Source organism: Massilia sp. METH4, from assembly GCF_037094685.1.
GTDB lineage: Bacteria > Pseudomonadota > Gammaproteobacteria > Burkholderiales > Burkholderiaceae_D > Rugamonas.
Map to the genome: position 1 here is coordinate 4,159,906 of NZ_CP146614.1, position 21,812 is coordinate 4,181,717.

Genomic DNA, 21,812 nt, shown 5'->3' on the forward strand with positions numbered 1-21,812 from the left:
ACTTCAACCCATAAGAAAACGCAATGGCTTTAATCGTTCACAAATACGGCGGTACGTCGATGGGATCGACGGACCGTATCAAGAACGTCGCGCGCCGTGTCGCCAAGTGGCACGACGCGGGACACCAGATCGTGGTGGTGCCGTCGGCGATGTCCGGCGAGACCAACCGACTGATCGCGCTGGCCAAGGAAATCCAGAACCCGCCCGACCCGCGCGAGCTGGACATGATTGCCTCGACCGGCGAACAGGTGTCCGTCGGCCTGCTGTCGATGGCGCTGCAGGCGATCGGCAAGGATGCCGTGTCGTACGCCGGCTGGCAGGTCGGCATCAAGACCGACTCCGCGTTCACGAAAGCCCGTATCCAGTCGATCGATGACAAGCGCGTGCGTGCCGATCTCGACCAGAACAAGATCGTGATCATCACCGGTTTCCAGGGCGTGGACGAGAACGACAACATCGCCACGCTGGGCCGCGGCGGTTCGGACACGTCGGCCGTGGCGATCGCCGCCGCGCTGAAGGCCGACGAATGCCTGATCTACACCGACGTGGACGGCGTCTACACGACCGACCCGCGCGTGGTCTCGGAAGCGCGCCGCCTGAAGAACATCACGTTCGAAGAGATGCTGGAAATGGCGTCGCTGGGCTCGAAAGTGCTGCAGACGCGCTCGGTGGAATTCGCCGGCAACTACCGCGTGCCGACGCGCGTGCTGTCGTCGCTGACCGATCCGCTGATGGACCTGGCAGAAGAAGCCCAGTCCGGTACCCTGATTTCGTTTGAGGAAGACAATATGGAACAAGCAGTCATCTCCGGCATCGCCTTCAACCGCGATGAAGCCAAAATCACCGTCATGGGCGTGCCAGACCGCCCGGGCGTGGCTTACCACATCCTGGGCCCGGTGGCCGACGCCAATATCGAAGTGGACATGATCATCCAGAACCAGTCCGTCGACGGCAAGACCGACTTCACGTTCACCGTCTCCCGCAACGACTACAACAAGGCCCTGGAAGTGCTGAACGGCCAGAAGGACGAGCTGGGCTTCGCCTCGCTGATCGGCGACGCGAAAGTGTCCAAGATCTCCGTGGTCGGCGTGGGCATGCGCAGCCACGTAGGCGTCGCTTCGCAGATGTTCAAGACGCTGGCCGACGAGAGCATCAACATCCAGATGATTTCCACGTCCGAGATCAAGATTTCCGTGCTGATCGACGAGAAATACATGGAACTGGCCGTGCGCGCGCTGCACAAGGCGTTCGAACTCGAGAAAGAGTAAATATTTCCGAAAAAATACCGCCGATTTCCTTGACCAAACAGGTCGTGGCAATTACTATGGCGGGCATCTGATCTGACGCAGAAATGTTGCAGAAAAGATGATAGGTGAGTAATCATCTAGGAGGCGTGGCCGAGTGGCCGAAGGCACTTCCCTGCTAAGGAAGCATACGGGCAAAACCTGTATCGTGGGTTCGAATCCCACCGCCTCCGCCAGTATTTCTCAGAAAGCCCTTGATTTTCAAGGGCTTTTTGTTTTTCTGAGCGAATTTCTCTGTACTTGCCCCCCTTTTTGCCCCCTCTGTCGCGTCGTTTGGATGTCGTAGGGCGGAGCGTTGCCGAGATTGGGCTTCGGTCGTAATACGCATGAGCGATAGATTCCTTGAATGGCATCGCGTCCTAGCTGTATGGTTGTGCTAGGGTTCAATTCACTGCGCAGGGTGTGACTTGGTCGAGGTGTTCGGGCTAGAAGGGTGGTCAGGCTCTCGCTACGGGACGGCGGCTCATCTGACGGTGGATTAGCATGCTGTCAGCGGAAAGATCAATAAGCACTTTACCGGTAAGGATGAAGACGCGGCTGAAGACCGAAAAGGGGACGAGTAACGCCAATCGTTCTTGCAGCAACAGCAGGGCATGCTGGCGCTCCAGAGCGAAAGCCTGCCAGTTATCGTAGATCATCAGCCACTGTTCGTCATGCACGGCGTAGCCGGGCTTCTGCGCGCTTAATGCCTTCTTGCCGATGAAGTGCGCCATCGCTTCAGCCCAGTTACGCTCTACCGAGTCTCCCATCATTGGCGCAGGCATGCGGTTTTTGGAAATCTGCGCTTCTATGTCATTGCGAGACATCCTCGGCTCAGTTACCGTCGCCGGCCTGATGAGGTGAAAGCGATGGCTAGGCATGGAAGCACGAATTTTCCTCTCATGGGCAATATTTTCCGCCACAGCTTCCGTGTGTTCGACACCGATTGACCGGCTGCCCAACTGCAGTACGAAGTCTGGACGCTCACTCTTGGACAGATGAAGTGGAAAATCAGTATTGCCCAACGGTATAGTCGCCAAAAGCCGAGTGATCGAGTACAGCTCTGGCGTGTTGCCGCGCGGCGCTGGGTGGGCTGGAACCACGACATCCAAACCGGGAAGCCGTTCGCGCAGTTCATCGATGTTTTGAGCGGAGAGGAGCATCTGGCTACCATATTAAGATAGGTCGCATGCTAGGGTATGGCAGGTTCAGGTCGAGCGCAATGCGCTTGTTGTCAGCGCAATCTCCTATATGACCTGTCTCCATGCAACTAGTATATCTGGAGAGAAAGTGCACGCGCTAAAGTCATGATGCAGTGCCGGCGCTTGTAATCTTTATGACATCGGTGCGGCTTGCATGACAGCGCGAACCACCAATGCGCTGCGCTGGACCAGTGAACTGTATGGCATCGAAGAAGCCATCCGCGGCAAGCCTTCGACGAACGTTGTGCTGCACGGCAGCTACGAGCGAAACCGCGGCTCGATGACCTGGAGCGCTGGCTGCACGCCTTGCTCGTTACGCTATCGCGCAGATCGGATACGGCAGCGGCGATGCTGTACACCCTCAAGCTGTGGCCAGCGCTTACCCGCTATGCCGACGAGTGCCGCATCGAGATCGACAACTCGGCGGCTGGACGCGCACCACGTGGCGTCCCGCTGGGTTGGCGCAACTTCTTCTTTGCCGGCGCCGACAGCGGTGGCGAACGGGCCGCTGCCATGTATAGGCTGATCGGAACGGCCGGGCTGATCGGTATCGACCCCGAAGCCTGGTTGCGCAATGTGCTGATGCATATCGCCGATCACCCAATCAATCGCGTCGAAGATTTCCTGCTCTGGAACTGTGCCGCCAAGCTGGCCGGCTGAACGCCGCTTCCCAGCGGTGTGGCCATCATCTCGCTTTCAATCTGGCGCCTCAAGACGGTGCTGAGCAGACGCTTACCAAAATAGTCCGAAGCAAGCTATTTATGCAACTCGGAAGCCTTTGCATAGACCTGCTCTAGTGCAGCGTGGATTGGCACCAAGTCATACGACTCGCCGCGGAAGGTGAATTCCCCCTTATAAGGATCGTAGTTCCGAAGCACGTCGCGCAGATCCGTCGCATAGGCTCCAACCAGTTCCAGTGGCCCAATATTCAGGTCTACATGACTGCCCATCGTTGTGTCAGACAGCCATTCATCGATACGCGCGTCGAAATGCTCCAAGTGATTTCGCAGCCGCTTATCCTTAAATGCCGCGGTATCGTCCACCCCGAACAATCTGCGTAATTCCTCTCCACGCTCTTTCCATAGCTGCGCATCCTTCCAAGCCCGCTTTTCCGCAGGAGTAGTAAGGTTCAGCTCGTGCCGAGGGATGGGCGCATCTGGCCAGAATAGCTGGGACACGTTACATGCATGCGCAAGAAAGCTGTGCAAATTCCGGAACACTTCGTTGGTCGCAAATTCCGTGGAGTCGTCCGGCACACCTTTTCGCTCCATCAAGTACTGGAAGGCCCTGGTGCTCGCTTGGATGGCAGCTAGCGCATAGGATGACTGGGTCAACACTTCGGCTATGTGATACTCAACATTTGGGGTGGTCGACATGTGATCTGCCCTGCTATGAGGTTAGAAGAATTGCACGATGACTATAATCGAGGCCTTCCGGCATTGCAATGAAATTGTTCAGCTGCTCCGGCTCGTTGAAACTGTTGGCTAGCAAACCGTCTATTGCTGTTTGTGCCTGCATGTCCAGCGCCTTCAAGCCTTTATAGAAGCGCGATTTCTGGTCGTCTGCAGTTGCTTTCGGGACGCCCAGGTCCTTGGCTGCTGTACATATTGACACGCCTCTTTCATAAAATGAGCGGATAATGCCAGCCCGCATATTGCGGAACGTGATCCCCGTCGTTTTCGAGATAGCCTATTCTGTCAGAGTTGCAATCGCTTAACGGTACGCGTCAGTCATTTTGTCGCGACTCTGGGAGCATGGGCATTCTTCGAAACGCGCGGCATAGCGGGCGACGATGTAGGCCTCCTGCAGCGATGGCAGCTTCTTAACCCGCGCACGCACACAGCCGACGCGTACACTTATCTTGCTATTCAGGCAACTCGTGTGCGTTAGGTGACATACGGACTTCTGCCTTCTATGCCGGCATACTGGGATGCATGGTCTATGCTAGCGCTCTCGTAAATTGCCATTCGACTTTGCTGACGAAGCCAGACGGCGGCCTCAACATGTGCGTTGTCATATAGGTAAGCCAAGTTTTGGAAAGGGTAAGAATGGACAAAGAACTACGGGCGGATTTATTGAAAGCACAGATTGTGGATGTTGCGCTCGTCCTTAAGCAAATGCTTGGTGTGGAGGAGGCGGTCGAATATCTGTACCGCAATGGTATCGGGGAAGACACCATTAAGCGCGTGCTCCATGCCGGTATGCACCGAGCGCCAGCTGAATCGCCACCATTACACTAGATACTCCTGAGTCGTAGTTCCAGACCGAAAGGAGTTGGCATGAGTGCAAAGCGGTCGAAGGAAGGCTTCAAGATCGCGGCCGTCATGCAAGTGACCGATCGTGGCCAGCCGGGGGTAGAACTACTAGAAGCCAACGGTACCAACACATCGCGAATCTCATTGCGCGCCGCCAATGACCGCCTCGGCCTCGCGCAGTGTCTCAGATGGCAGCACGCCAAACTGACGCTTGTAGTCGCCGGCAAAACGGCTGGGATGATCGTAGCCGCACTGCGCAGCGACTTCGGCGATGCTGACCTGATAGCGGCTGCGCTGCACTCTCACGGTACGCAGCAGCCGGCGCGCGGCATTCAGTCGCATAGTGCGCAGGTACTGGCGCGGCGACATGCCCAGGCAGCTCTCGAAATAGTACTGCAGCGTTCGCTGGCTGACGTGGACAGCTTCGCACACGTCGACGATGGTGGCTCCGCTGTGAAGGTTCGCCCGCATGAATCGCAGCGCCTCGCGCACTACCTTTGCTTGGCGGCCAGCTGATTGCGGCAAGGTTGGCGTGGTCTGGCCGGTACTCATGCTGAGCGCGAGTAAGACACTGGTCAGGGCGGTATCGGCCAGCAGTGGCATCGGCATGTTGTCGGGCCAGACATTTTTCTGCTGCAGGATGCAGGAAATCATTCTCCAGAAGTGGCGTAGCATCATCGTCGCGTCAGGCGCGAGCGGCACGACAGTCTGCTTGATCGCACACTCGATTAGTTCACTGCGGCAGCGGGTCACGCCTGACACTATATTGTCGTCCAGTATGATGCCGAGCAGTTCGGTGCTGCCTTCGGTGCGGAAATCATATTCCCGTCCACCTTCAACCACCATCAGCGAAGTGGTCTTGACGGGTCGGCGATCGACCAGCAAGGCATTGTCGCGGTTAAGGACCGCTCCCAACACCACCGTGCCGGCCGGCGGAGTCAATTGCTGATGCAACGACTGGTTGGTGATCTCACTGAGGATCGTGACGCGCGGGTCGCTCGCCGTCGACACCACGCCGGAAAATTTGCCGCAGCTTAGCTGGCGGTATTCTTGTTCCCAGTTGTGTAAGTGTCGGGCGTGTTCGTCAATGTCGCTCGATTGCCGGCGCAAGATGGCAGTGAGGGCAGATTCATTAGACATGCTGGTCATTCAACTGCGTCCCTTGTTTTGCACGCGTCTAACAGAAAGCGCGTGTCGCGCACGATGTTACGCCAGGCGCATAGCCATCAGTATCCGAAATACGCAAAACCGGCAGCTTGTGTTGGAATCCGGTTACGCAAACCTGTGCTGCCGAGGTCGCAGAATGCGGGCTTTGACCTGCAACCTGGCCTGTCATCAGCTTTTCATATTTCGAGTGGCAAGCGCCGAAAACACTTCATTCGATGCGGCAGTCACGAATTCCAATCGATCTGCCAAATGCGGATAACGTTCGCGGTGGCGTCCAACTAAGCTTTGCTCATGCCATGACGTCGAGTGGCGACCAGATAACAATCGATGGGAATGATAATGACTTGGACAAATAGGACCAGGCGCGGCCCCGCTGCGCGGAGACACGCTAGTGCGGTATTGACCACGTACATCGCATTGTCCGCCGGCCATGCGATGGCACAGGAGTTTGAACCAGAACGCCTGAAGAATGGCGTATCGCTGCCGGCCGATATGCCACGCGTCTATGTGGGCGACTTTTCGATCGCCAGCCTTCCCGATAGCCGTGTACACATTCTGGATGGCCGCAACGGAAAATACGTCGGGGTGATCGATTCCGGCATGGGCGGCCAGTTTGCCATTTCGCCTGATCGCAAACGCGTTTACATCGCTACCACCTACATGACGCGTCATACGCACGGTGAGCGTCATGACACGATGGAGGTGTATGACGCCGATAGTCTGCGGATGACGGGCGATGGCGCGTTGCCCAACAAAAAGGCGCAGGCGGCATTCATGCAGAACCTTGCGCTGACTTCACATGACGGTCGCTATCTGTTCGTGCAGAATGCCACGCCAGCCAGCTCGATCACCGTACTGGACGTGCAGCAGGACAACAAGGTGGTAGCGGAAGTGCCGACCCCGGGCTGCTACGGAATCTACCCGTCGCAGACCGAGGCGCTGCGGATCTCGACGCTGTGCGGCGATGGCAAGCTTGCCACTGTCACCCTCGACGCTGTTGGGAAGGTGACCGAGCGCAGGGTGTCGGATAAGTTCTTCGACGCCACCAGCGACCCGGTCTACGTGCCAGGCCCTACCTTCGAGCAGCGCTACTACTTCCTGTCCTTTCACGGCAAGCTGCATCGCGTCGATCTGCGGGGCGCCACCCCGGTTGTCGAGCAGTCGCTGTCGTTCGTGACGGACGCCGACCGCAAGCAGGGATGGCGTCCGGGCGGCTACCAAGCGTTCACCATCGATGAAAGGCGCAAGCGCGTCTACGTCGGCATGCATCCCAAGGGACAGGAGGGGACCCACAAGTTTCCCGCCAAGGAGATATGGAGCGTCGACCTGGGCACGGGCAAGCGGCTGGCGCGCACCAAGTCGCGAAATGCGATCGCCCTGCAGGTTGCCAAGTCCGGTCCGGACCATCTATACGCGCTCGACGGTGTCACCAACCAGGTCGTCGGCTACGCGCTGGCATCGATGCGCCAGGTATTCGTCAGCGATCCGGTCGGCTCAGCGCCGCTCCAGCTGGAGGCGCCATGAGCGCCGATCCGGTATTGACGTTGCTGCCGGGTGCCTTCTTCGCGTTGCTGTTCGGTATCGCGGCCATGCACAAGATAGGGGCGTGGCGCCTGTTCGAGCAGCAGGTGGCGGACTATCGCGTCTTGCCGCGCCCACTGACACGCGTCGCCGCTGTCCTACTGCCCGCAGTGGAAGCGGCGGTTGCGGCAAGCTGGCTGGATGCGCGTACGCGCCCCGCGGCGGCCGCCGCATCGGCGCTGCTACTGGCGCTGTATGGCGCGTCCATGGCATGGAATCTGCGCCAGGGGCGCGACACCGTCGATTGCGGTTGCGGCGCACCCGACGGCGCCCAGGTGATTCGCTGGGCACTGGTTGGCCGCAACGCAGCCTTGGCAACACTGGCTGCCGCGCTGGGATTGCTTGCCGCTAGCAACGATGCGCCGATGCGCGCGATGAGCTGGGTGGACTGGTTCACGGTCAATGCCGGAGCGATCGCCCTGATGGGAGTCTACACGGCCTTCAATCAGACCTTGGCCAACCTGCCGCCGCAGCGCGTGCTGGACTGAAATAGATATAAGGAGGGACGAAATGGAAACTGCATTGCTGATATCTAATAGTTTGTTGTGGTGCGCCGTGCTTGCGCTAGTGGCGATGGTGATTGCGCTGGCGCGTCAGGTTGGCGTGCTGTTCGAACGGGTCGCGCCGATGGGTGCCCTGGTAACCGACTCGGGACCGAAAGTTGGGGAACCGGCGCCTGCCATGGTGCTGCGCACTATGGACCAGGAAAGCCTGCTACTGCCCGGCGTGTCCGGCGTCAGCACGCTGGTGTTCTTCCTGTCGCCATCCTGCCCGGTGTGCAAGAAGCTGCTGCCGGTACTTAAGTCGTTGCGGCACCAGGAAAGCGGCTGGCTGCGCATGGTGCTGGCCAGCGACGGCAACGTGGTGGAACACCAGGCGTTCCGTCGCGACTACGGACTGACAGACTTCTCCTACGTGCTGTCGGAGCCGCTCGGCATGAGCTACCGCGTTTCGCGGCTGCCATACGCCGTGCTGATCGGACCGGACGGCAAGGTCAGCGCCAAGGGCCTGATTAATTCTCGTGAACAGCTCGATAGCCTGCTCACCGCCCAGGAGCTGGGTGTCGCGTCGATACAGGAGTTCATGGTGCCTTCAGCCCACGAGCACCATGGCCATGCCCACACGCACGGTCATCATCACTAAGGAGTAGACAACAATGTTCAAGTGGTTCGACAAACTCGCCGAGCACCAGAGCCGAAAGCTGGCCCAAACCGTATCGCGTCGGCACGCACTTAACCGGATCAGCCGCGCGCTGGTCGGCACCGCCTTCATTCTTCCGGTGCTGCCGTTCGACCGCAGTGCCCATGCATCGCCCCATGGCGGCGGAAAGGCCGATCTGAACAAAGCGATGAACGATCCAACCGCCTGCGAATACTGGCGCTACTGCGCTATCGACGGCTTCCTGTGCTCCTGCTGCGGCGGTTCGCTGACCCAGTGTCCGCCAGGTACCAATGCCTCCAAGGTCAGCTGGGTCGGTACTTGCCATAACCCCAAGGACGGAAAGGACTACTTGGTCAGCTACAACGACTGCTGCGGCAAGACCTCGTGCGGCAAGTGCATGTGCAATACCAATATCCGCGAGCGGCCGGGCTACTCCTTGGGGCTGCATAACGATATCAACTGGTGCATGAGTAACGATAATTCGATGTTTCACTGCACCACGGCCTCCGTGGTCGGCATTGCGGAGGCTTGAACATGGTGAACCTGTCGACATGTCGCGCCGTCGCAATCGCCTGTCTCCTGACGGCCGTGGGGCCGGGCCAGGCCCAGCAAGTCAATGGGGCGCAGCTGTACCAGTCGAGCTGCGCGATGTGCCACCAGAGCGAAGGGCAGGGCGCCCCAAGCCTCGCGCCGCCGCTCAAGGGCCCCATGATGGCCAGGCTGGTCAAGGCGCGCGCCTATGTTCCGGGGGTGCTGCTGGCCGGGATGCATGGCCCGCTCATCACCGACGATGGTCCGTTCAACGGCGTCATGCCCACCCAGAACCGGCTCAGCGACGACGAGATCGCCGCGGTGAGCAGTCATTTGGCGCAGGACTTTAATGGCCTGAAGGAGCAGGCGGCGGTCACGGCCGCCGAGGTGGCCGCCCTACGCGCGAAGCTGGTCAAGGTGGCCGAATTGCGCACCCTGCGCAAACAGACGCTGGGGCAATGAACATGATGGCGCAGCGTGTCCGATACCGTCGCGCTCAAGTGTGCATTACGGCCGTACTTTGGTGTGCACTGAGCGTAGTTCCTGCCGCCGCGGACGAGACGACGGTCCGCGTTCAGGAGAGTGCCGCGCAGCCACCGACCGGGCGCTACGCGATGGCGCTGCCGTTACATCCAACGGGCCCGGCAAAGACTGCGACGACGCAGACACTCGACGTGGTCAAGGTGCGTGCGATGCATCGGCTGTACTGCGCCGGCTGCCACCAGCTCGACGGCAGCGGCGTGCCAGCATCCGGGGTGCCGGACATGCGTGGCACCCTGGGTCATTTCCAGCGCACTCCTGCCGGCCGCGCATTCCTTATCCAGGCGCCAGGAGCACGCAATTCGCAGATCACCGATGCCGAACTTGCTGCGCTGACCAACTGGCAATTGCGCGAATTTTCGCCGACGACGCTTCCGCCTGACTTCAAGCCCTACACCGCAGAGGAGGTCAGCGGCTATCGCGCCAACCCACCGCTCGACGTGACGGCGGTGCGCGGCGCGATCGCAGCCGGCTTTCCCAAGCCGCCTTGATGCAGGCGAAATTGCCTATTAGCAAGTTCTCCCGGGCCGGTAGCATCGACCTTGTACGACAGCAATGCAACAGGAGTGGATAATGAAATCGTACCCAATGATCATCGGCGGCAAGGCTGTCGAGACCGGAAGTACCATCGCGGTCATTAACCCGGCGCTAGGCGAGCCGTTCGCACAGGTGCATGCGGCCGACGCCGCGCTCGCGGACGTGGCCGTGGCGGCCGCCCGCGCCGCGTTTCCGGCCTGGAGCGCTACCCCGGACGCGGAACGCAGCCGCCTGCTGCACGCGTTGGGTAGCGCGCTGGATTCGCACACGCCCGAACTGATGGAGCTGGTGACCTGCGAGACCGGCAAGCCCTTGCGAGGCCTGAACGATGTGGGCGCCGGCATGGAGCTGGCCGGCGCGATCGCCTGGACCCACTTCACCGCAGACATCCCGCTGGAGCCGGAGCTGGTGCAGGACGACGAGCAGGCAAGGGTGGAGGTGCATCGCAAGCCGCTAGGCGTGGTCGCATCCATCACGCCCTGGAACTGGCCGTTGATGATCTCGATCTGGCACGTAATCCCGGCCCTACGCGCAGGGAACACGGTGGTAATCAAGCCTTCCGAGTATTCACCGGTGGCGGTCAGCCGCTTTGTCGAACTAGCCAATGCCATCCTGCCACCAGGTGTGCTGAACGTGGTTAACGGCGCCGCCACCGTCGGTGCGGCATTGACCGGGCATCCCGACGTTAACAAGATCGTCTTCACCGGCTCGACCCGCACCGGCAAGCAGATCATGTCGGGCGCTTCGGCCACGCTGAAGCGCCTGACGTTGGAGCTGGGCGGCAATGACGCCGGCATTGTACTGCCGGACGTAGACGTCAAGGCGGTCGCGCCGAAACTCTTCGGCGCGGGATTTCACAACAACGGCCAGACCTGCGCCTGCCTCAAGCGCCTGTACGTGCACGACAGCCAGTACGAGGCCATGTGCGAGGAGCTGGCACGGCTGGCGCGTAACGCCAAAGTCGGCAACGGCCTGGACGCCGGCGTTGACCTGGGCCCCGTGCAGAACCGTGCCCAGCTCGACATCGTCAACGCGCTAGCAGTCGATGCGCGCGAAGCTGGCGGCCACATCCTTGCAGGCGGCAAGCCGCTCGAGAGCAAGGGCTTCTTCTTCGAGCCGACCATCGTGGCGGGACTGACCAACGGCAGCCGTCTGGTGGACGAAGAACAGTTCGGACCGATCCTGCCTGTCGTCCGCTATAGCGATGTGGACGAGGCAATCCGCCTGGCCAACGATAACCCAAATGGCCTGGGCGGCTCCGTGTGGTCGACCGACTCCGCAGCCGCGCTCGCCGTGGCGCGCCGCCTGGAATGCGGCACCGTGTGGATTAACGAGCATGGTGCGGTGCAGCCGAATGCGCCGTTCGGCGGCGTCAAGCAGTCGGGTATCGGCGTCGAGTTCGGCAAGCATGGCCTTGCCGAGTTCACCTCCATTCAGACGGTCAAGATCAGCAAATCCTGACGTCATTCCTACCAGTTCTGGTCGTGAACCCAAGCGACCTGGCTTGGCTTGGGTACGCAGATTTCATTGCACGAGCAGGGCACGTCGCGTTCACGACAACCGACAAAGTAACGCTATGAAAAAAAAAATCGCATCGATGCTCATCCTGCCCAGTCTCGCTTGCAGCGCTTTCGCCAGCGAGCAGGCATCGCCACACCAGTTCACAGGGAGTGCTTCACTGGTATCCGACTACACCTTTCGCGGGGTATCACAGACTTGGCATCGTCCTGCGCTGCAGGGAAGTCTTGAATACCAGCACACGTCCGGTGTCTTCGCAACCCTGTGGGCGTCGACGGTCAGCGAAAAAGTCATCGCGGGAACTCATGCGGAAATTGACACTACGCTGGGTTACAGGAACACGCTCAATGACCATGCGAGTTATGGTGCGAGCGTCATTGCTATATATTTCCCTGGTGGAAACTGGAACCAGATGCGCTGGGGCGACAGGCCTGACCAGGCCTATGACACCAGCGAAATAAACGTGTTCGCCGGCTATAAGTGGGTGAGCGCAAAATACTCACGCACACTAACGGATTTGCTGGGATTTAACGAGAAAACCGGTTTCTCCGGCAAAACCAAAGGTGCGGTCTATTTGGAAATCAATGCTGATGTTCCACTCGCGCAAACCGGCTTTGTCCTTGCACTGCACGCGGGACGCCAGAACTTCAACTCCAGCCCCATCGGCATCAGCCCTGTGGCCAAGGATTACGCAATTTCCATCAAAAAGACATTCGACCGGCGATGGGCCGGTTCGGTGCAGGTGGCCAGGAACACCAACACCGCATTGTTCGGCACCACTCGTTCGAACCTCGATGAGAAAGATATACGCGACCTTGGGAAGGCGCGTTTGAGCATGTCGCTCAGCAGGCTGTATTGACCCTGTCGAATTGCCCCGGCATTTGTCAAGGCCGGTTAGCGTGAGTTGCCCAATCTGCATTGTTGCCGCTCGAGCGCTTCGATGTACCTCATTTGGGGTATCGAGACCGCAATCCGGTTTCCCTATTATTCGCATGCAGCGCGAAATGAATTCCCCGAAGAGCGCGCCGAACCACCATGATTCGGAGACTACCGTGAAACGAAGAAGCTTTTGCTCGCTTCGGTGTCACCTCCGTCGCGTCCAGCACTTCAGCCGCCGAGGTCTCCCCGCACGGATACCTGATATCGGTCCGATGCGATGACTGGTGTCCGGCACGCGTCCGACCCAGCAAAATCCGCAATTCAAATAGGAGACAAGATGGCAGAGAACCGTGGCGTAGTATATATCGGCCAAGGCAAGGTCGAAGTGCAGGGGATTCCCTTTCCGAAGCTGGAAGATCCGAACGGCAGGAAGATCGAGCATGGCGTGATCCTGCGCGTGGTATCGACCAATATCTGCGGCTCGGACCAGCACATGGTGCGCGGCCGTACCACTGCCCAGACCGGCCTGGTGCTCGGCCATGAGATTACCGGCGAAGTCCTCGAGGTAGGCCGCGACGTGGAAACGCTGCGGATCGGCGACCTGGTCTCGGTGCCGTTCAACGTCGCCTGCGGCCGCTGCCGCACGTGCAAGGAACAGCATACCGGCGTGTGCCTGAGCGTGAACCCCTCGCGCGCGGGCGGCGCCTACGGCTATGTCGACATGGGCGGCTGGATCGGCGGGCAGTCCGAATTCGTGATGGTGCCTTATGCCGACTTCAACCTGCTCAAGTTCCCGGATCGCGACCGGGCGATGGTCAAGATCCGCGACCTTACTTGCCTGTCCGATATCCTGCCGACCGGCTACCACGGCGCGGTGACGGCAGGCGTCGGTCCGGGCAGCACCGTGTATATCGCCGGCGCTGGCCCTGTCGGCATGGCGGCGGCGGCCTCGGCACGCCTGCTGGGCGCGGCCGTGACGATCGTCGGCGACGTCAACCCGGCCCGCCTCGCGCACGCCAGGGCCGTGGGCTTCGAGACTGTCGACCTGTCGCAGGATGCTTCACTGGGCGAGCAGATCGCGCAGATCCTCGGCACGCCAGAAGTCGATTGCGCGATCGATTGCGTCGGTTTCGAGGCGCGTGGACACGGCCATGCGGGCGCGCAGCACGAAGCGCCGGCCACGGTGCTCAATTCGCTGATGGAGATCACCCGCGCTGCGGGCAAGATCGGCATTCCGGGCCTGTACGTGACCGATGATCCGGGCGCGGTCGATACGGCCGCGAAGAGCGGCAGCCTGTCGATCCGCCTGGGCCTGGGCTGGGCCAAGTCGCACAGCTTCCATACCGGCCAGACCCCGGTGATGAAGTACAACCGCGCGCTGATGCAGGCGATCCTGTGGGACCGCATCAATGTCGCTGAAATCGTCAACGTGCAGGTGATCAGCCTGGACCAGGCACCGCAGGGCTATGGGGAGTTCGACGCGGGCGTGGCGAAGAAGTTCGTCATCGACCCGCATCACATGCTCAGCGCAGCCTGAAGCGGGCAGAACGTCAGCGCCAACACGCGGCGGCCGGAGCGATTGCGGACGCGCGCTCGTGGTGCCCGCGGGGGGTCGTGCCAGCAATGCCGGCCATGCGAGTCCCTGTGAAGCGGAAGGTATCTCAGCCGCCGGCGTCTGCCACCCCTGGCGCGGAAATCCGGCAAAAACCGGTTGACTACTTAATATGTTAATGATTAACATGTTATTGAACTTCCCGGGAGACTTAGAAAATCATGTCAATCATCCAAACGACAATCTCGCCAACCAATGCCGTATACGGCGTGGTATTGAACGATACGGCTTCGCTAAAGGCGATCGGCAATCTCGACGAAGCGCCCTACAAGGGCTCACCGGGGGCGCCGGTCCTGTATATCAAGCCAGCCGGCACGCGGGTCGCGAATGGCGCCGCGGTGCGCCTGCCCGCCGGTGCTGAATCGGTCGAGGTTGGTGCCACGGTCGGCCTGGTCATGGGCCGATCGGGGGCAGGGCTGGCGCCAGACGACGCCCTGAAGTCACTTGCAGGCTTGGTGCTGGCCGCCGATCTGAGCCTACCGCACGGCAGCTATTACCGCCCCGCTATCCGCGAGAAATGCTTCGACGGCGCGCTGCCGGTCAGCGATATCCGGCCATTGTGCGACTTGTCGTCCCTTGAGCTGAACATCGAGATCGATGGCGTGCCCGCCGACCGCTGGTCGCTGGCGAGCCTGGTGCGCGACCCCGCGCAACTGCTGGCCGACGTGTCCGGGTTCATGACGCTGCGCACCGGGGATGTGCTGCTGGTTGGCGTGCGCTACGCCGCGCCGCGTGCCAGGCTGGGCAGTCGCGTGCGTGTCGTCGCCGGCGCGCTGGGCACGCTGGAGTTTTCGATCCAAGGAGAAGCAAGATGAAACATGGACGCATCGCCTGGCAAGGCGCGATTCACAATGTGACCGCAGCGCCGGACGGCCGGGTTCGCCTGGCCGACGGCCGCCTGCTGGACGAAACCCGGGTAACCTGGCTGCCTCCGGTGGAGGTCGGCACTGTGTTTGCACTCGGCCTGAATTACGCGGACCATGCACGGGAGCTCGCATTCAAGCCGCCGGAGGTGCCATTGGTATTCCTGAAGGGCCCGAACACGGTGGTCGGCCACCGCGCCGTGACCTGCCGCCCAAAAGATGCCGCCTACATGCACTACGAGTGCGAGCTGGCCGTGGTGATCGGCAAGCAGGGATACCAAGTGCCGAAGGAACGCGCCTACGAACTGGTGCGCGGCTACACCGTCGCCAACGACTACGCGATCCGAGACTACCTGGAGAACTACTACCGGCCGAATCTGCGCGTGAAAAACCGCGACGGCTGCACGCCGCTGGGACCCTGGCTGGTCGACCGCGACGACATCGCCGATCCGATGGCCCTGAAGCTGTACACCCGGATCAACGGCAAGCCCACCCAGGAGGGCACGACCGCCGACATGATCTTCGACATACCGACCCTGATCGCCTACCTGTCGTCATTCATGACGCTCAACCCGGGCGACGTGATCCTGACCGGCACCCCGGAGGGTCTGGCCAACGTCGAGCCGGGCGATGTCGTCGAAACCGAGATCGAAGGCGTCGGCACGCTGGTCAATACCTTGGCAGGCGAGGCCGCCTTTCAATGAAAACGAACGGATACGAGAGGACACCATGACCAACCATGTACAACACCTGATCAACGGCCGCCGGGTCGACAGCAAGGATGCGTTCGAAACCATCAACCCTGCTACCGGCGAAGTGCTCGCCACCGTGGCCAGCGGCGGCCAGGACGAAGTCAACCAAGCCGTTGCCGCCGCCAGGGCTGCATTCCCCGGCTGGGCCGCGACACCGGTCAAGGAGCGTGCGCGCCTGATGCACAAGCTCGGCGACCTGATCGCCGCTAACGTTGCCGAGCTGGCCGAGATGGAAACGCGCGACTGCGGCCAGGTGATTGGCCAGACGAAGAAGGCGCTCATCCCCCGCGCGGCCGACAACTTCCACTATTTTGCCGAACTTGCCCAGCACCAGCATGGCGAGACCTACGATTCCGATACCGGCCACCTGAACTACACGTTGTGGCAGCCGGTCGGCGTGTGCGCGCTGGTCTCGCCCTGGAACGTGCCTTTCATGACCGCCACATGGAAGACGGCGCCTTGTCTAGCCCTCGGCAACACCGCGGTCATGAAGATGTCGGAATTGTCGCCGCTGACCACGAACCGCCTGGGCGAGCTGGTGCTCGAAGCGGGTATCCCGCCGGGCGTGTTCAACATCGTCCACGGCTTCGGCAACACTGCCGGGGAACCGCTGACAGCGCACCCGGACGTGCGCGCCATCTCGTTTACAGGCTCGACCGCCACCGGCAACCGCATCGTCAAGACCGCCGGCCTCAAGAAATTCTCGATGGAGCTCGGCGGGAAGTCACCCTTCATCATCTTCGAGGACGCCGACTACGAGCGTGCGCTGGATGCGGCACTTTTCATGATCTTCTCGAACAACGGCCAGCGTTGCACGGCCGGCTCGCGGATCCTAGTGCAGGACAGGATCTACGACAGGTTCGTGGCGGACTTCGCAGGCCGCGCGGCGCGCCTGAAGGTGGGAGACCCGATGGATCCGGACTCGATCATCGGTCCCCTGATTAACCGGGGCCACTGGGACAAGGTGACGAGCTACATCGAGCTGGGCCGGCGCGAAGGCGCGACGCTCGTCTACGGCGGCGGTGCGCCCGACCTGCCGGTCCACCTCAAGGGCGGCAACTGGGTGCAGCCAGCGGTGTTCGCCGACGTTGACAACCGCATGAGGATTGCCCAGGACGAGATCTTCGGCCCCGTGCCGTGCATCATCCGGTTCAAGACCGAAGAGGAGGCCATCCGCATTGCCAATGACACTATCTACGGGTTGTCCTCCTACCTGTGGACCGAAAGCACGGGCCGCGTGATGCGCATGGCCAAGTTGATCGAAGCAGGCATGACCTTCGTCAACAGTCAGAACGTGCGCGACCTGCGCCAGCCCTTTGGCGGCGTAAAGGCATCGGGTACCGGCCGCGAGGGCAACCACTACAGCTACGACGTATTTTGCGAAGCCAAGAACGTGGCCGTCTCCTACGGCAGCCATCCGATTCCACGCTGGGGCGTTTAACCGAACAAAGGAAAGCAGAGATCATCATGGGCAAACTAGCACTCGCCGCCAAGATCACGCACGTTCCGTCGATGTACCTGTCCGAGCAGGATGGCCCGCACAAGGGCTGCCGCCAGGCGGCGATCGACGGACACCACGAAATTGCGCGCCGCTGCCGGGAGCTGGACGTGGACACGATCGTCGTATTCGACACTCACTGGCTGGTCAACAGCGGTTACCACATCAACTGCGCGCCGTACTGGGAAGGCATCTACACCAGCAACGAATTGCCGCACTTTATCAAGAACCTGCCATATGCCTACTTCGGCAATCCGGAACTCGGCAAGGCGATCGCGGCGCAGGCGAGCAGTGCGGGCGTACATACCCGCGCCCATGATGACACGAGTCTGGGCCTGGAATATGGCGCGCTGGTGCCGATGCGCTACATGAACCAGGACAAGCGCTTCAAGGTCGTCTCCGTATCGGCGATGTGCATGGCGCACAACCTTGACGACAGTGTCGATTTCGGGCGCGCCGTGCGCCGGGCGATCGAGGAGGACTACGACGGGAACATCGCCGTATTCGCCAGCGGCTCACTGTCGCACCGCTTCGCCCAGAACGGCGTGACCGAGCAGTTCATGCACAAGGTCTGGGACCCATTCCTGGAAACGACCGACCGCCACGTGGTCGACATGTGGACGCGCGGCGACTGGAAGGCCTTCTGCGGCATGCTTCCCGAGTACGCGACGAAATGCCACGGCGAAGGCCTGATGCACGACACCGCAATGCTGCTGGGCGTGCTCGGATGGGACGCCTACGAAGGCAAGGCCGAAATCGTGACGCCGTATTTCGGCTCGTCGGGCACCGGCCAGCTCAACGCCATCCTGCCGGTTTGAGAACCTGCCATGCCGCATCTGACATTCGAATGCACTGACAACATCTACGACAACGCTGCGATTCCGGCGCTTCTCAAGAAGGCCAATGAAATCCTGATCGCCCAGGGCGGCATCTACCCGGTCGGCGGAATCCGCTCGCGCGCGATCCGCCTGGCGGACTACTGCGTGGCCGACGGCAGTGCCGACGACGCGTTCGTGCATGGCACGCTCAAGATTGGCGCCGGCCGTTCCGAGGCTGTCAGGAAGAGCACGGGCGATGCGCTGTTCGGTTTGATGATCGAACACTTCGCAGTCCTATACGCTGATCGCGGACTGGCGCTCTCGCTTGAGATCGTCGAGTTCAGCGAAGCCGGCACCTGGAAACAGAACAATATCCACGCGCGCTATCGCAAGGCGTGACACCAGAAAGAATCGACATGCTCGACCAAATCACTACCGAAGCCGCTGCCCGCCGCCTGAACGAAGCCGAAAAAAGCCGCCAGCCGGTGCGCCAGATCTCGCTCGACCATCCAGAGATCACTATCGCCGACGCGTATGCGATCCAGCGCGAATGGATCAAGCTGAAACTGGCGGAAGGTCGCCGTATCGTTGGCCACAAGATCGGCCTGACCTCGCGTGCGATGCAGATGTCTTCGCAGATCGACGAGCCCGACTACGGCACGCTGCTCGACGACATGGTCTACCGGGATGGCAGCGACATTCCCTGCGAACGCTTCATCGATCCGATGGTCGAAGTAGAACTCGCCTTTGTCCTGAAGGACCGTCTGGCGGGCGAGAACGTCAGCATGCTCGACGTGCTGTCGGCCACCGACTACGTGATTCCGGCCGTCGAGATCATCGACGCGCGCTGCCATCGCATCGATCCGGAGACCAAGCGTCCGCGCAAGGTGATGGACACCATCTCCGACAACGCCGCCAACGTCGGCATCATCATGGGCGGGCGCCCAGTCAGACCGCTGGACATCGACCTTCGCTGGGTCGCTGCCCTGCTGTACCGGAACGGCGTGATCGAGGAAACCGGCGTAGCCGCCGGCGTGCTGAACCATCCGGCCAATGGCATTGCCTGGCTGGCCAAGAAGTTCGCTCCATTCGACGTGGCGCTGGAACCGGGGCAGGTGATCCTGGCCGGTTCTTTTACCCGCCCAGTGAAGGTGCGTCAGGGCGACACCTTCCACTTCGACTACGGACCGCTGGGCGCGATCAGCGCGCGCTTCGTTTAAGAAACAATGGCACATGGACATGCCACGTAACGCCTTCAAGCGCGCACTTGCCGCCGGCGAGAAGCAGATCGGCCTGTTCCTAGGCCTCGGCAACGCCACCATTGCGGAGCTGATCGCCGGGACAGGCTTCGACTGGGTACTGGTCGACGGCGAGCACGGCCCCAACGACCTGCGCACGATCATTGCGCAGCTACAGGCCCTGGCCGCCTACCCGGTCAGCCCGGTAGTACGGACGCTGGACCATGATGCCGCGCGCATCAAGCAATTGCTCGACGCCGGCGCCCAGACGCTGATGGTGCCCATGGTGGAAAGCGCCGACCAGGCACGCGCCCTGGTACGGGCCATGCGCTATCCGCCGCATGGCATGCGCGGTGTCGGGACGGCAATGGCGCGCGCGGCCCGCTGGAACGGCGTCGGCAGCTATTTCGAGCACGCGGACGCCGAGCAGTGCCTGGTCGTGCAGATCGAATCGCGTGCAGCACTCGAAGGCCTGGAAGGCATTCTGCAGGTCGACGGCGTCGACGCCGTCTTCGTCGGGCCGTCGGATCTTGCCGCATCGCTGGGCCACCTCGGCAAGCCGGGGCACCCCGAAGTGAGGGCGGCCGTCGCACGGGCAATCGAGCAGATCGCCGCAGCCGGCAAGGCGGCCGGCGTGTTCTCGGCAGATCCGGCCGTCGCGGCAGGGTACCTGGACCTGGGCGCCCGATTCCTGCTGGTAGGCGTCGATGCGCTACTGCTGCGCAATGCCGCCGTTGACCTTGCGGCCCGGTTCAAGGAAGGCGCGGCCGGGTCCGGCGCTTCGTACTGACACTGCAAAGGACATCCATGCTAGAACTAAAAGATTCGTCGCTGCTACGTCATGCCTGCCTGATCGGCGGGATATGGGTGGGAGCGGACAACGGCACGACCGTTGCTGTGACCAATCCGGCCGACGCCAGTATCGTCGGCCAGGTGCCGAACTGCGGCGCGGAGGAGACCGAGCGTGCGATCGCTGCGGCCGACGCCGCGTTCCAGACCTGGCGCGACACCACGGCGGCCGAACGCGCCGGCATCCTGCGGCGCTGGTACGACCTGATGCAGGCGAACCAGGAAGACCTGGCGGCCATCATGACGGCCGAGCAGGGTAAGCCGCTGGCCGAGGCGAGGGGAGAAATCGCCTACGCCGCCGCCTATATCGAATGGTTTGCCGAAGAGGCGCGGCGCGCGTACGGCGAGGTAATCCCGTCGCCCTCGCGCGACCGTCAGCTGGTCGTGACGCGCGAGCCGGTCGGCGTGTGCGCCGCCATCACGCCCTGGAATTTTCCTGCGGCGATGATCACCCGCAAGGTTGCCCCAGCGCTGGCCGCGGGCTGCACTATCGTCCTGAAGCCGGCACAGCAAACCCCTCTGTCGGCCCTCGCCCTGGCCGAACTGGCGCTGCGCGCCGGGGTACCGGCCGGCGTGTTCAGCGTCGTCACCGGCGAGGCGAGGGAAATCGGCGGCGCCATGTCGTCCAGCCCGATCGTGCGCAAGCTCAGTTTTACCGGCTCGACGCCGATCGGCATCCTGTTGATGAAGCAATGTGCCGACACGGTCAAGAAGCTGTCGCTGGAGCTGGGCGGGAATGCGCCATTCATCGTCTTCGACGATGCCGATGTGGATGCGGCCGTGGCCGGCGCGCTGGCTTCCAAATACCGCAATGCCGGGCAGACCTGCGTATGCAGCAACCGCCTCCTGGTCCAGGATGGCATCTACGATCGCTTCGCGGAAAGGCTGGCCGCCGCTGTTGGCACGCTGCAGGTCGGCGACGGTCGCGAGCACGGTGTGACGGTCGGGCCGCTGATCGACGCGGCGGCGATGGACAAGGTGCAGACCCTGGTCGCGGATGCACTCGGCAAAGGGGCGCGCGTGCTGGCCGGAGGCAGGCCCCATGCGCTGGGCGGCAACTGGTACGAGCCGACCGTGCTGGCCGATATCACGTCAGCGATGGCGGTAGCCCGGGAAGAAATCTTCGGCCCGGTAGCGCCGTTGTTCCGCTTCACGGAGGAGGCCGAGGCTGTGGCCATGGCCAACGACACCGAGTACGGTCTGGCAGCGTATTTCTACACGCAGAACCATGCCCGCGCCTGGCGCGTGTCGCGCCAGCTCGAGTACGGCATGATCGGCGTCAACACGGGCCTGATCTCGACCGAGGTTGCACCGTTTGGCGGTGTCAAGTCGTCCGGCATCGGCCGCGAGGGTTCACGGCATGGAATGGAGGAGTACATGGAGCTCAAGTACGTGGCGATGGCCGGGCTGTAGCGCGTGGCATGCGCCGTGCCGGACGGCGCCGTAGTTGCCAGCAAGCCGGCTGCATGGGCGGGATCACACATCGTGCTGCAAAACGTCTCCTGCCGTTGGGCCTGACTGTCTACGG

22 protein-coding genes, 1 tRNA gene and 1 pseudogene are annotated in these 21,812 nt (G+C 61.5%); 21 read left to right on the top strand and 3 right to left on the bottom strand.

Annotated features, from left to right (window positions below; genetic code table 11):
* The first annotated feature begins 23 nt into the window (after positions 1-23).
* Complete coding sequence (locus V6Z91_RS18375; RefSeq protein WP_338759323.1) at positions 24-1,268, top strand: aspartate kinase; 1,245 nt, start codon at positions 24-26, stop codon at positions 1,266-1,268.
* 119 nt (positions 1,269-1,387) lie between these two features.
* Positions 1,388-1,480 (top strand) — tRNA-Ser (locus V6Z91_RS18380).
* A gap of 261 nt (positions 1,481-1,741) precedes the next feature.
* On the opposite strand, the gene V6Z91_RS18385 is transcribed toward V6Z91_RS18380, so the two are convergent.
* A complete protein-coding gene (locus V6Z91_RS18385; protein WP_338759326.1) occupies positions 1,742-2,446 on the bottom strand; it encodes a hypothetical protein in 705 nt (234 codons plus the stop codon).
* Between the two features lie 235 nt (positions 2,447-2,681).
* On the opposite strand from V6Z91_RS18385, the pseudogene V6Z91_RS18390 reads away from it, so the two are divergent.
* Positions 2,682-3,145: pseudogene (locus V6Z91_RS18390) on the top strand (transposase); the annotation flags it as partial.
* 95 nt (positions 3,146-3,240) lie between these two features.
* Here V6Z91_RS18390 and V6Z91_RS18395 read toward each other — a convergent pair.
* Positions 3,241-3,861, bottom strand: a complete 621-nt coding sequence (locus V6Z91_RS18395) for a hypothetical protein (protein ID WP_338759329.1) — start codon at positions 3,859-3,861, stop codon at positions 3,241-3,243.
* Positions 3,862-4,533: 672 nt separating this feature from the next.
* On the opposite strand from V6Z91_RS18395, the gene V6Z91_RS18400 reads away from it, so the two are divergent.
* Positions 4,534-4,725 (top strand): hypothetical protein, encoded by a 192-nt coding sequence (locus V6Z91_RS18400; RefSeq protein ID WP_338759332.1) that lies wholly within the window; start codon positions 4,534-4,536, stop codon positions 4,723-4,725.
* A 156-nt stretch (positions 4,726-4,881) separates the two neighbouring features.
* Here the strand turns inward: V6Z91_RS18400 and V6Z91_RS18405 are convergent, their stop codons facing one another.
* Entirely contained in the window at positions 4,882-5,880 is a 999-nt protein-coding gene (locus V6Z91_RS18405) for a helix-turn-helix domain-containing protein (protein ID WP_338759335.1), read from the bottom strand.
* A 426-nt stretch (positions 5,881-6,306) separates the two neighbouring features.
* On the opposite strand from V6Z91_RS18405, the gene V6Z91_RS18410 reads away from it, so the two are divergent.
* From V6Z91_RS18410 to V6Z91_RS18490, 17 genes are all read left to right on the top strand, one after another.
* Positions 6,307-7,431 carry an amine dehydrogenase large subunit gene (locus V6Z91_RS18410; RefSeq protein WP_338759338.1) on the top strand — a complete coding sequence of 375 codons (1,125 nt, stop codon included), beginning with the start codon at positions 6,307-6,309 and terminating at the stop codon, positions 7,429-7,431.
* Positions 7,428-7,976, top strand: coding sequence for a MauE/DoxX family redox-associated membrane protein (locus V6Z91_RS18415; RefSeq protein ID WP_338759341.1), 549 nt, complete (start codon positions 7,428-7,430; stop codon positions 7,974-7,976). Before V6Z91_RS18410 ends, V6Z91_RS18415 begins: the two co-directional genes overlap by 4 nt.
* Positions 7,977-7,998: 22 nt before the next feature.
* On the top strand, positions 7,999-8,631 hold the full coding sequence (locus V6Z91_RS18420; protein WP_338759343.1) for a thioredoxin-like domain-containing protein: 633 nt from the start codon (positions 7,999-8,001) through the stop codon (positions 8,629-8,631).
* 13 nt (positions 8,632-8,644) lie between these two features.
* The gene (locus V6Z91_RS18425) at positions 8,645-9,181 is read left to right on the top strand and encodes a methylamine dehydrogenase light chain (RefSeq protein ID WP_338759345.1); all 537 of its coding nucleotides are present in this window, start codon (positions 8,645-8,647) and stop codon (positions 9,179-9,181) included.
* A gap of 2 nt (positions 9,182-9,183) precedes the next feature.
* Positions 9,184-9,642 carry a cytochrome c gene (locus V6Z91_RS18430; RefSeq protein WP_338759347.1) on the top strand — a complete coding sequence of 153 codons (459 nt, stop codon included), beginning with the start codon at positions 9,184-9,186 and terminating at the stop codon, positions 9,640-9,642.
* On the top strand, positions 9,639-10,211 hold the full coding sequence (locus tag V6Z91_RS18435; RefSeq protein WP_338759350.1) for a cytochrome C: 573 nt from the start codon (positions 9,639-9,641) through the stop codon (positions 10,209-10,211). Before V6Z91_RS18430 ends, V6Z91_RS18435 begins: the two co-directional genes overlap by 4 nt.
* An 82-nt stretch (positions 10,212-10,293) precedes the next feature.
* A complete protein-coding gene (locus V6Z91_RS18440; RefSeq protein ID WP_338759353.1) occupies positions 10,294-11,718 on the top strand; it encodes an aldehyde dehydrogenase family protein in 1,425 nt (474 codons plus the stop codon).
* Positions 11,719-11,833: 115 nt separating this feature from the next.
* Positions 11,834-12,634, top strand: a complete 801-nt coding sequence (locus tag V6Z91_RS18445) for a TorF family putative porin (protein WP_338759355.1) — start codon at positions 11,834-11,836, stop codon at positions 12,632-12,634.
* 357 nt (positions 12,635-12,991) lie between these two features.
* Complete coding sequence (gene fdhA / locus V6Z91_RS18450) at positions 12,992-14,191, top strand: formaldehyde dehydrogenase, glutathione-independent (protein WP_338759358.1); 1,200 nt, start codon at positions 12,992-12,994, stop codon at positions 14,189-14,191.
* 236 nt (positions 14,192-14,427) lie between these two features.
* Positions 14,428-15,081 carry a fumarylacetoacetate hydrolase family protein gene (locus V6Z91_RS18455; protein ID WP_338759361.1) on the top strand — a complete coding sequence of 218 codons (654 nt, stop codon included), beginning with the start codon at positions 14,428-14,430 and terminating at the stop codon, positions 15,079-15,081.
* A complete protein-coding gene (locus V6Z91_RS18460) occupies positions 15,078-15,833 on the top strand; it encodes a fumarylacetoacetate hydrolase family protein (protein WP_338759364.1) in 756 nt (251 codons plus the stop codon). The genes V6Z91_RS18455 and V6Z91_RS18460 overlap by 4 nt, the downstream gene beginning before the upstream one ends.
* 25 nt (positions 15,834-15,858) lie before the next feature.
* Positions 15,859-17,322, top strand: a complete 1,464-nt coding sequence (gene hpaE / locus V6Z91_RS18465; protein WP_338759367.1) for a 5-carboxymethyl-2-hydroxymuconate semialdehyde dehydrogenase — start codon at positions 15,859-15,861, stop codon at positions 17,320-17,322.
* Between the two features lie 26 nt (positions 17,323-17,348).
* A complete protein-coding gene (hpaD, locus tag V6Z91_RS18470) occupies positions 17,349-18,197 on the top strand; it encodes a 3,4-dihydroxyphenylacetate 2,3-dioxygenase (RefSeq protein WP_338759370.1) in 849 nt (282 codons plus the stop codon).
* 9 nt (positions 18,198-18,206) lie between these two features.
* Entirely contained in the window at positions 18,207-18,596 is a 390-nt protein-coding gene (locus V6Z91_RS18475) for a 5-carboxymethyl-2-hydroxymuconate Delta-isomerase (RefSeq protein WP_338759372.1), read from the top strand.
* 17 nt (positions 18,597-18,613) lie between these two features.
* Complete coding sequence (gene hpaH, locus V6Z91_RS18480) at positions 18,614-19,417, top strand: 2-oxo-hept-4-ene-1,7-dioate hydratase (RefSeq protein WP_338759375.1); 804 nt, start codon at positions 18,614-18,616, stop codon at positions 19,415-19,417.
* Between the two features lie 13 nt (positions 19,418-19,430).
* Positions 19,431-20,225, top strand: coding sequence for an HpcH/HpaI aldolase/citrate lyase family protein (locus V6Z91_RS18485; RefSeq protein WP_338759378.1), 795 nt, complete (start codon positions 19,431-19,433; stop codon positions 20,223-20,225).
* Positions 20,226-20,242: 17 nt separating this feature from the next.
* The gene (locus V6Z91_RS18490; protein WP_338759381.1) at positions 20,243-21,697 is read left to right on the top strand and encodes an NAD-dependent succinate-semialdehyde dehydrogenase; all 1,455 of its coding nucleotides are present in this window, start codon (positions 20,243-20,245) and stop codon (positions 21,695-21,697) included.
* Positions 21,698-21,812: the final 115 nt, after the last annotated feature.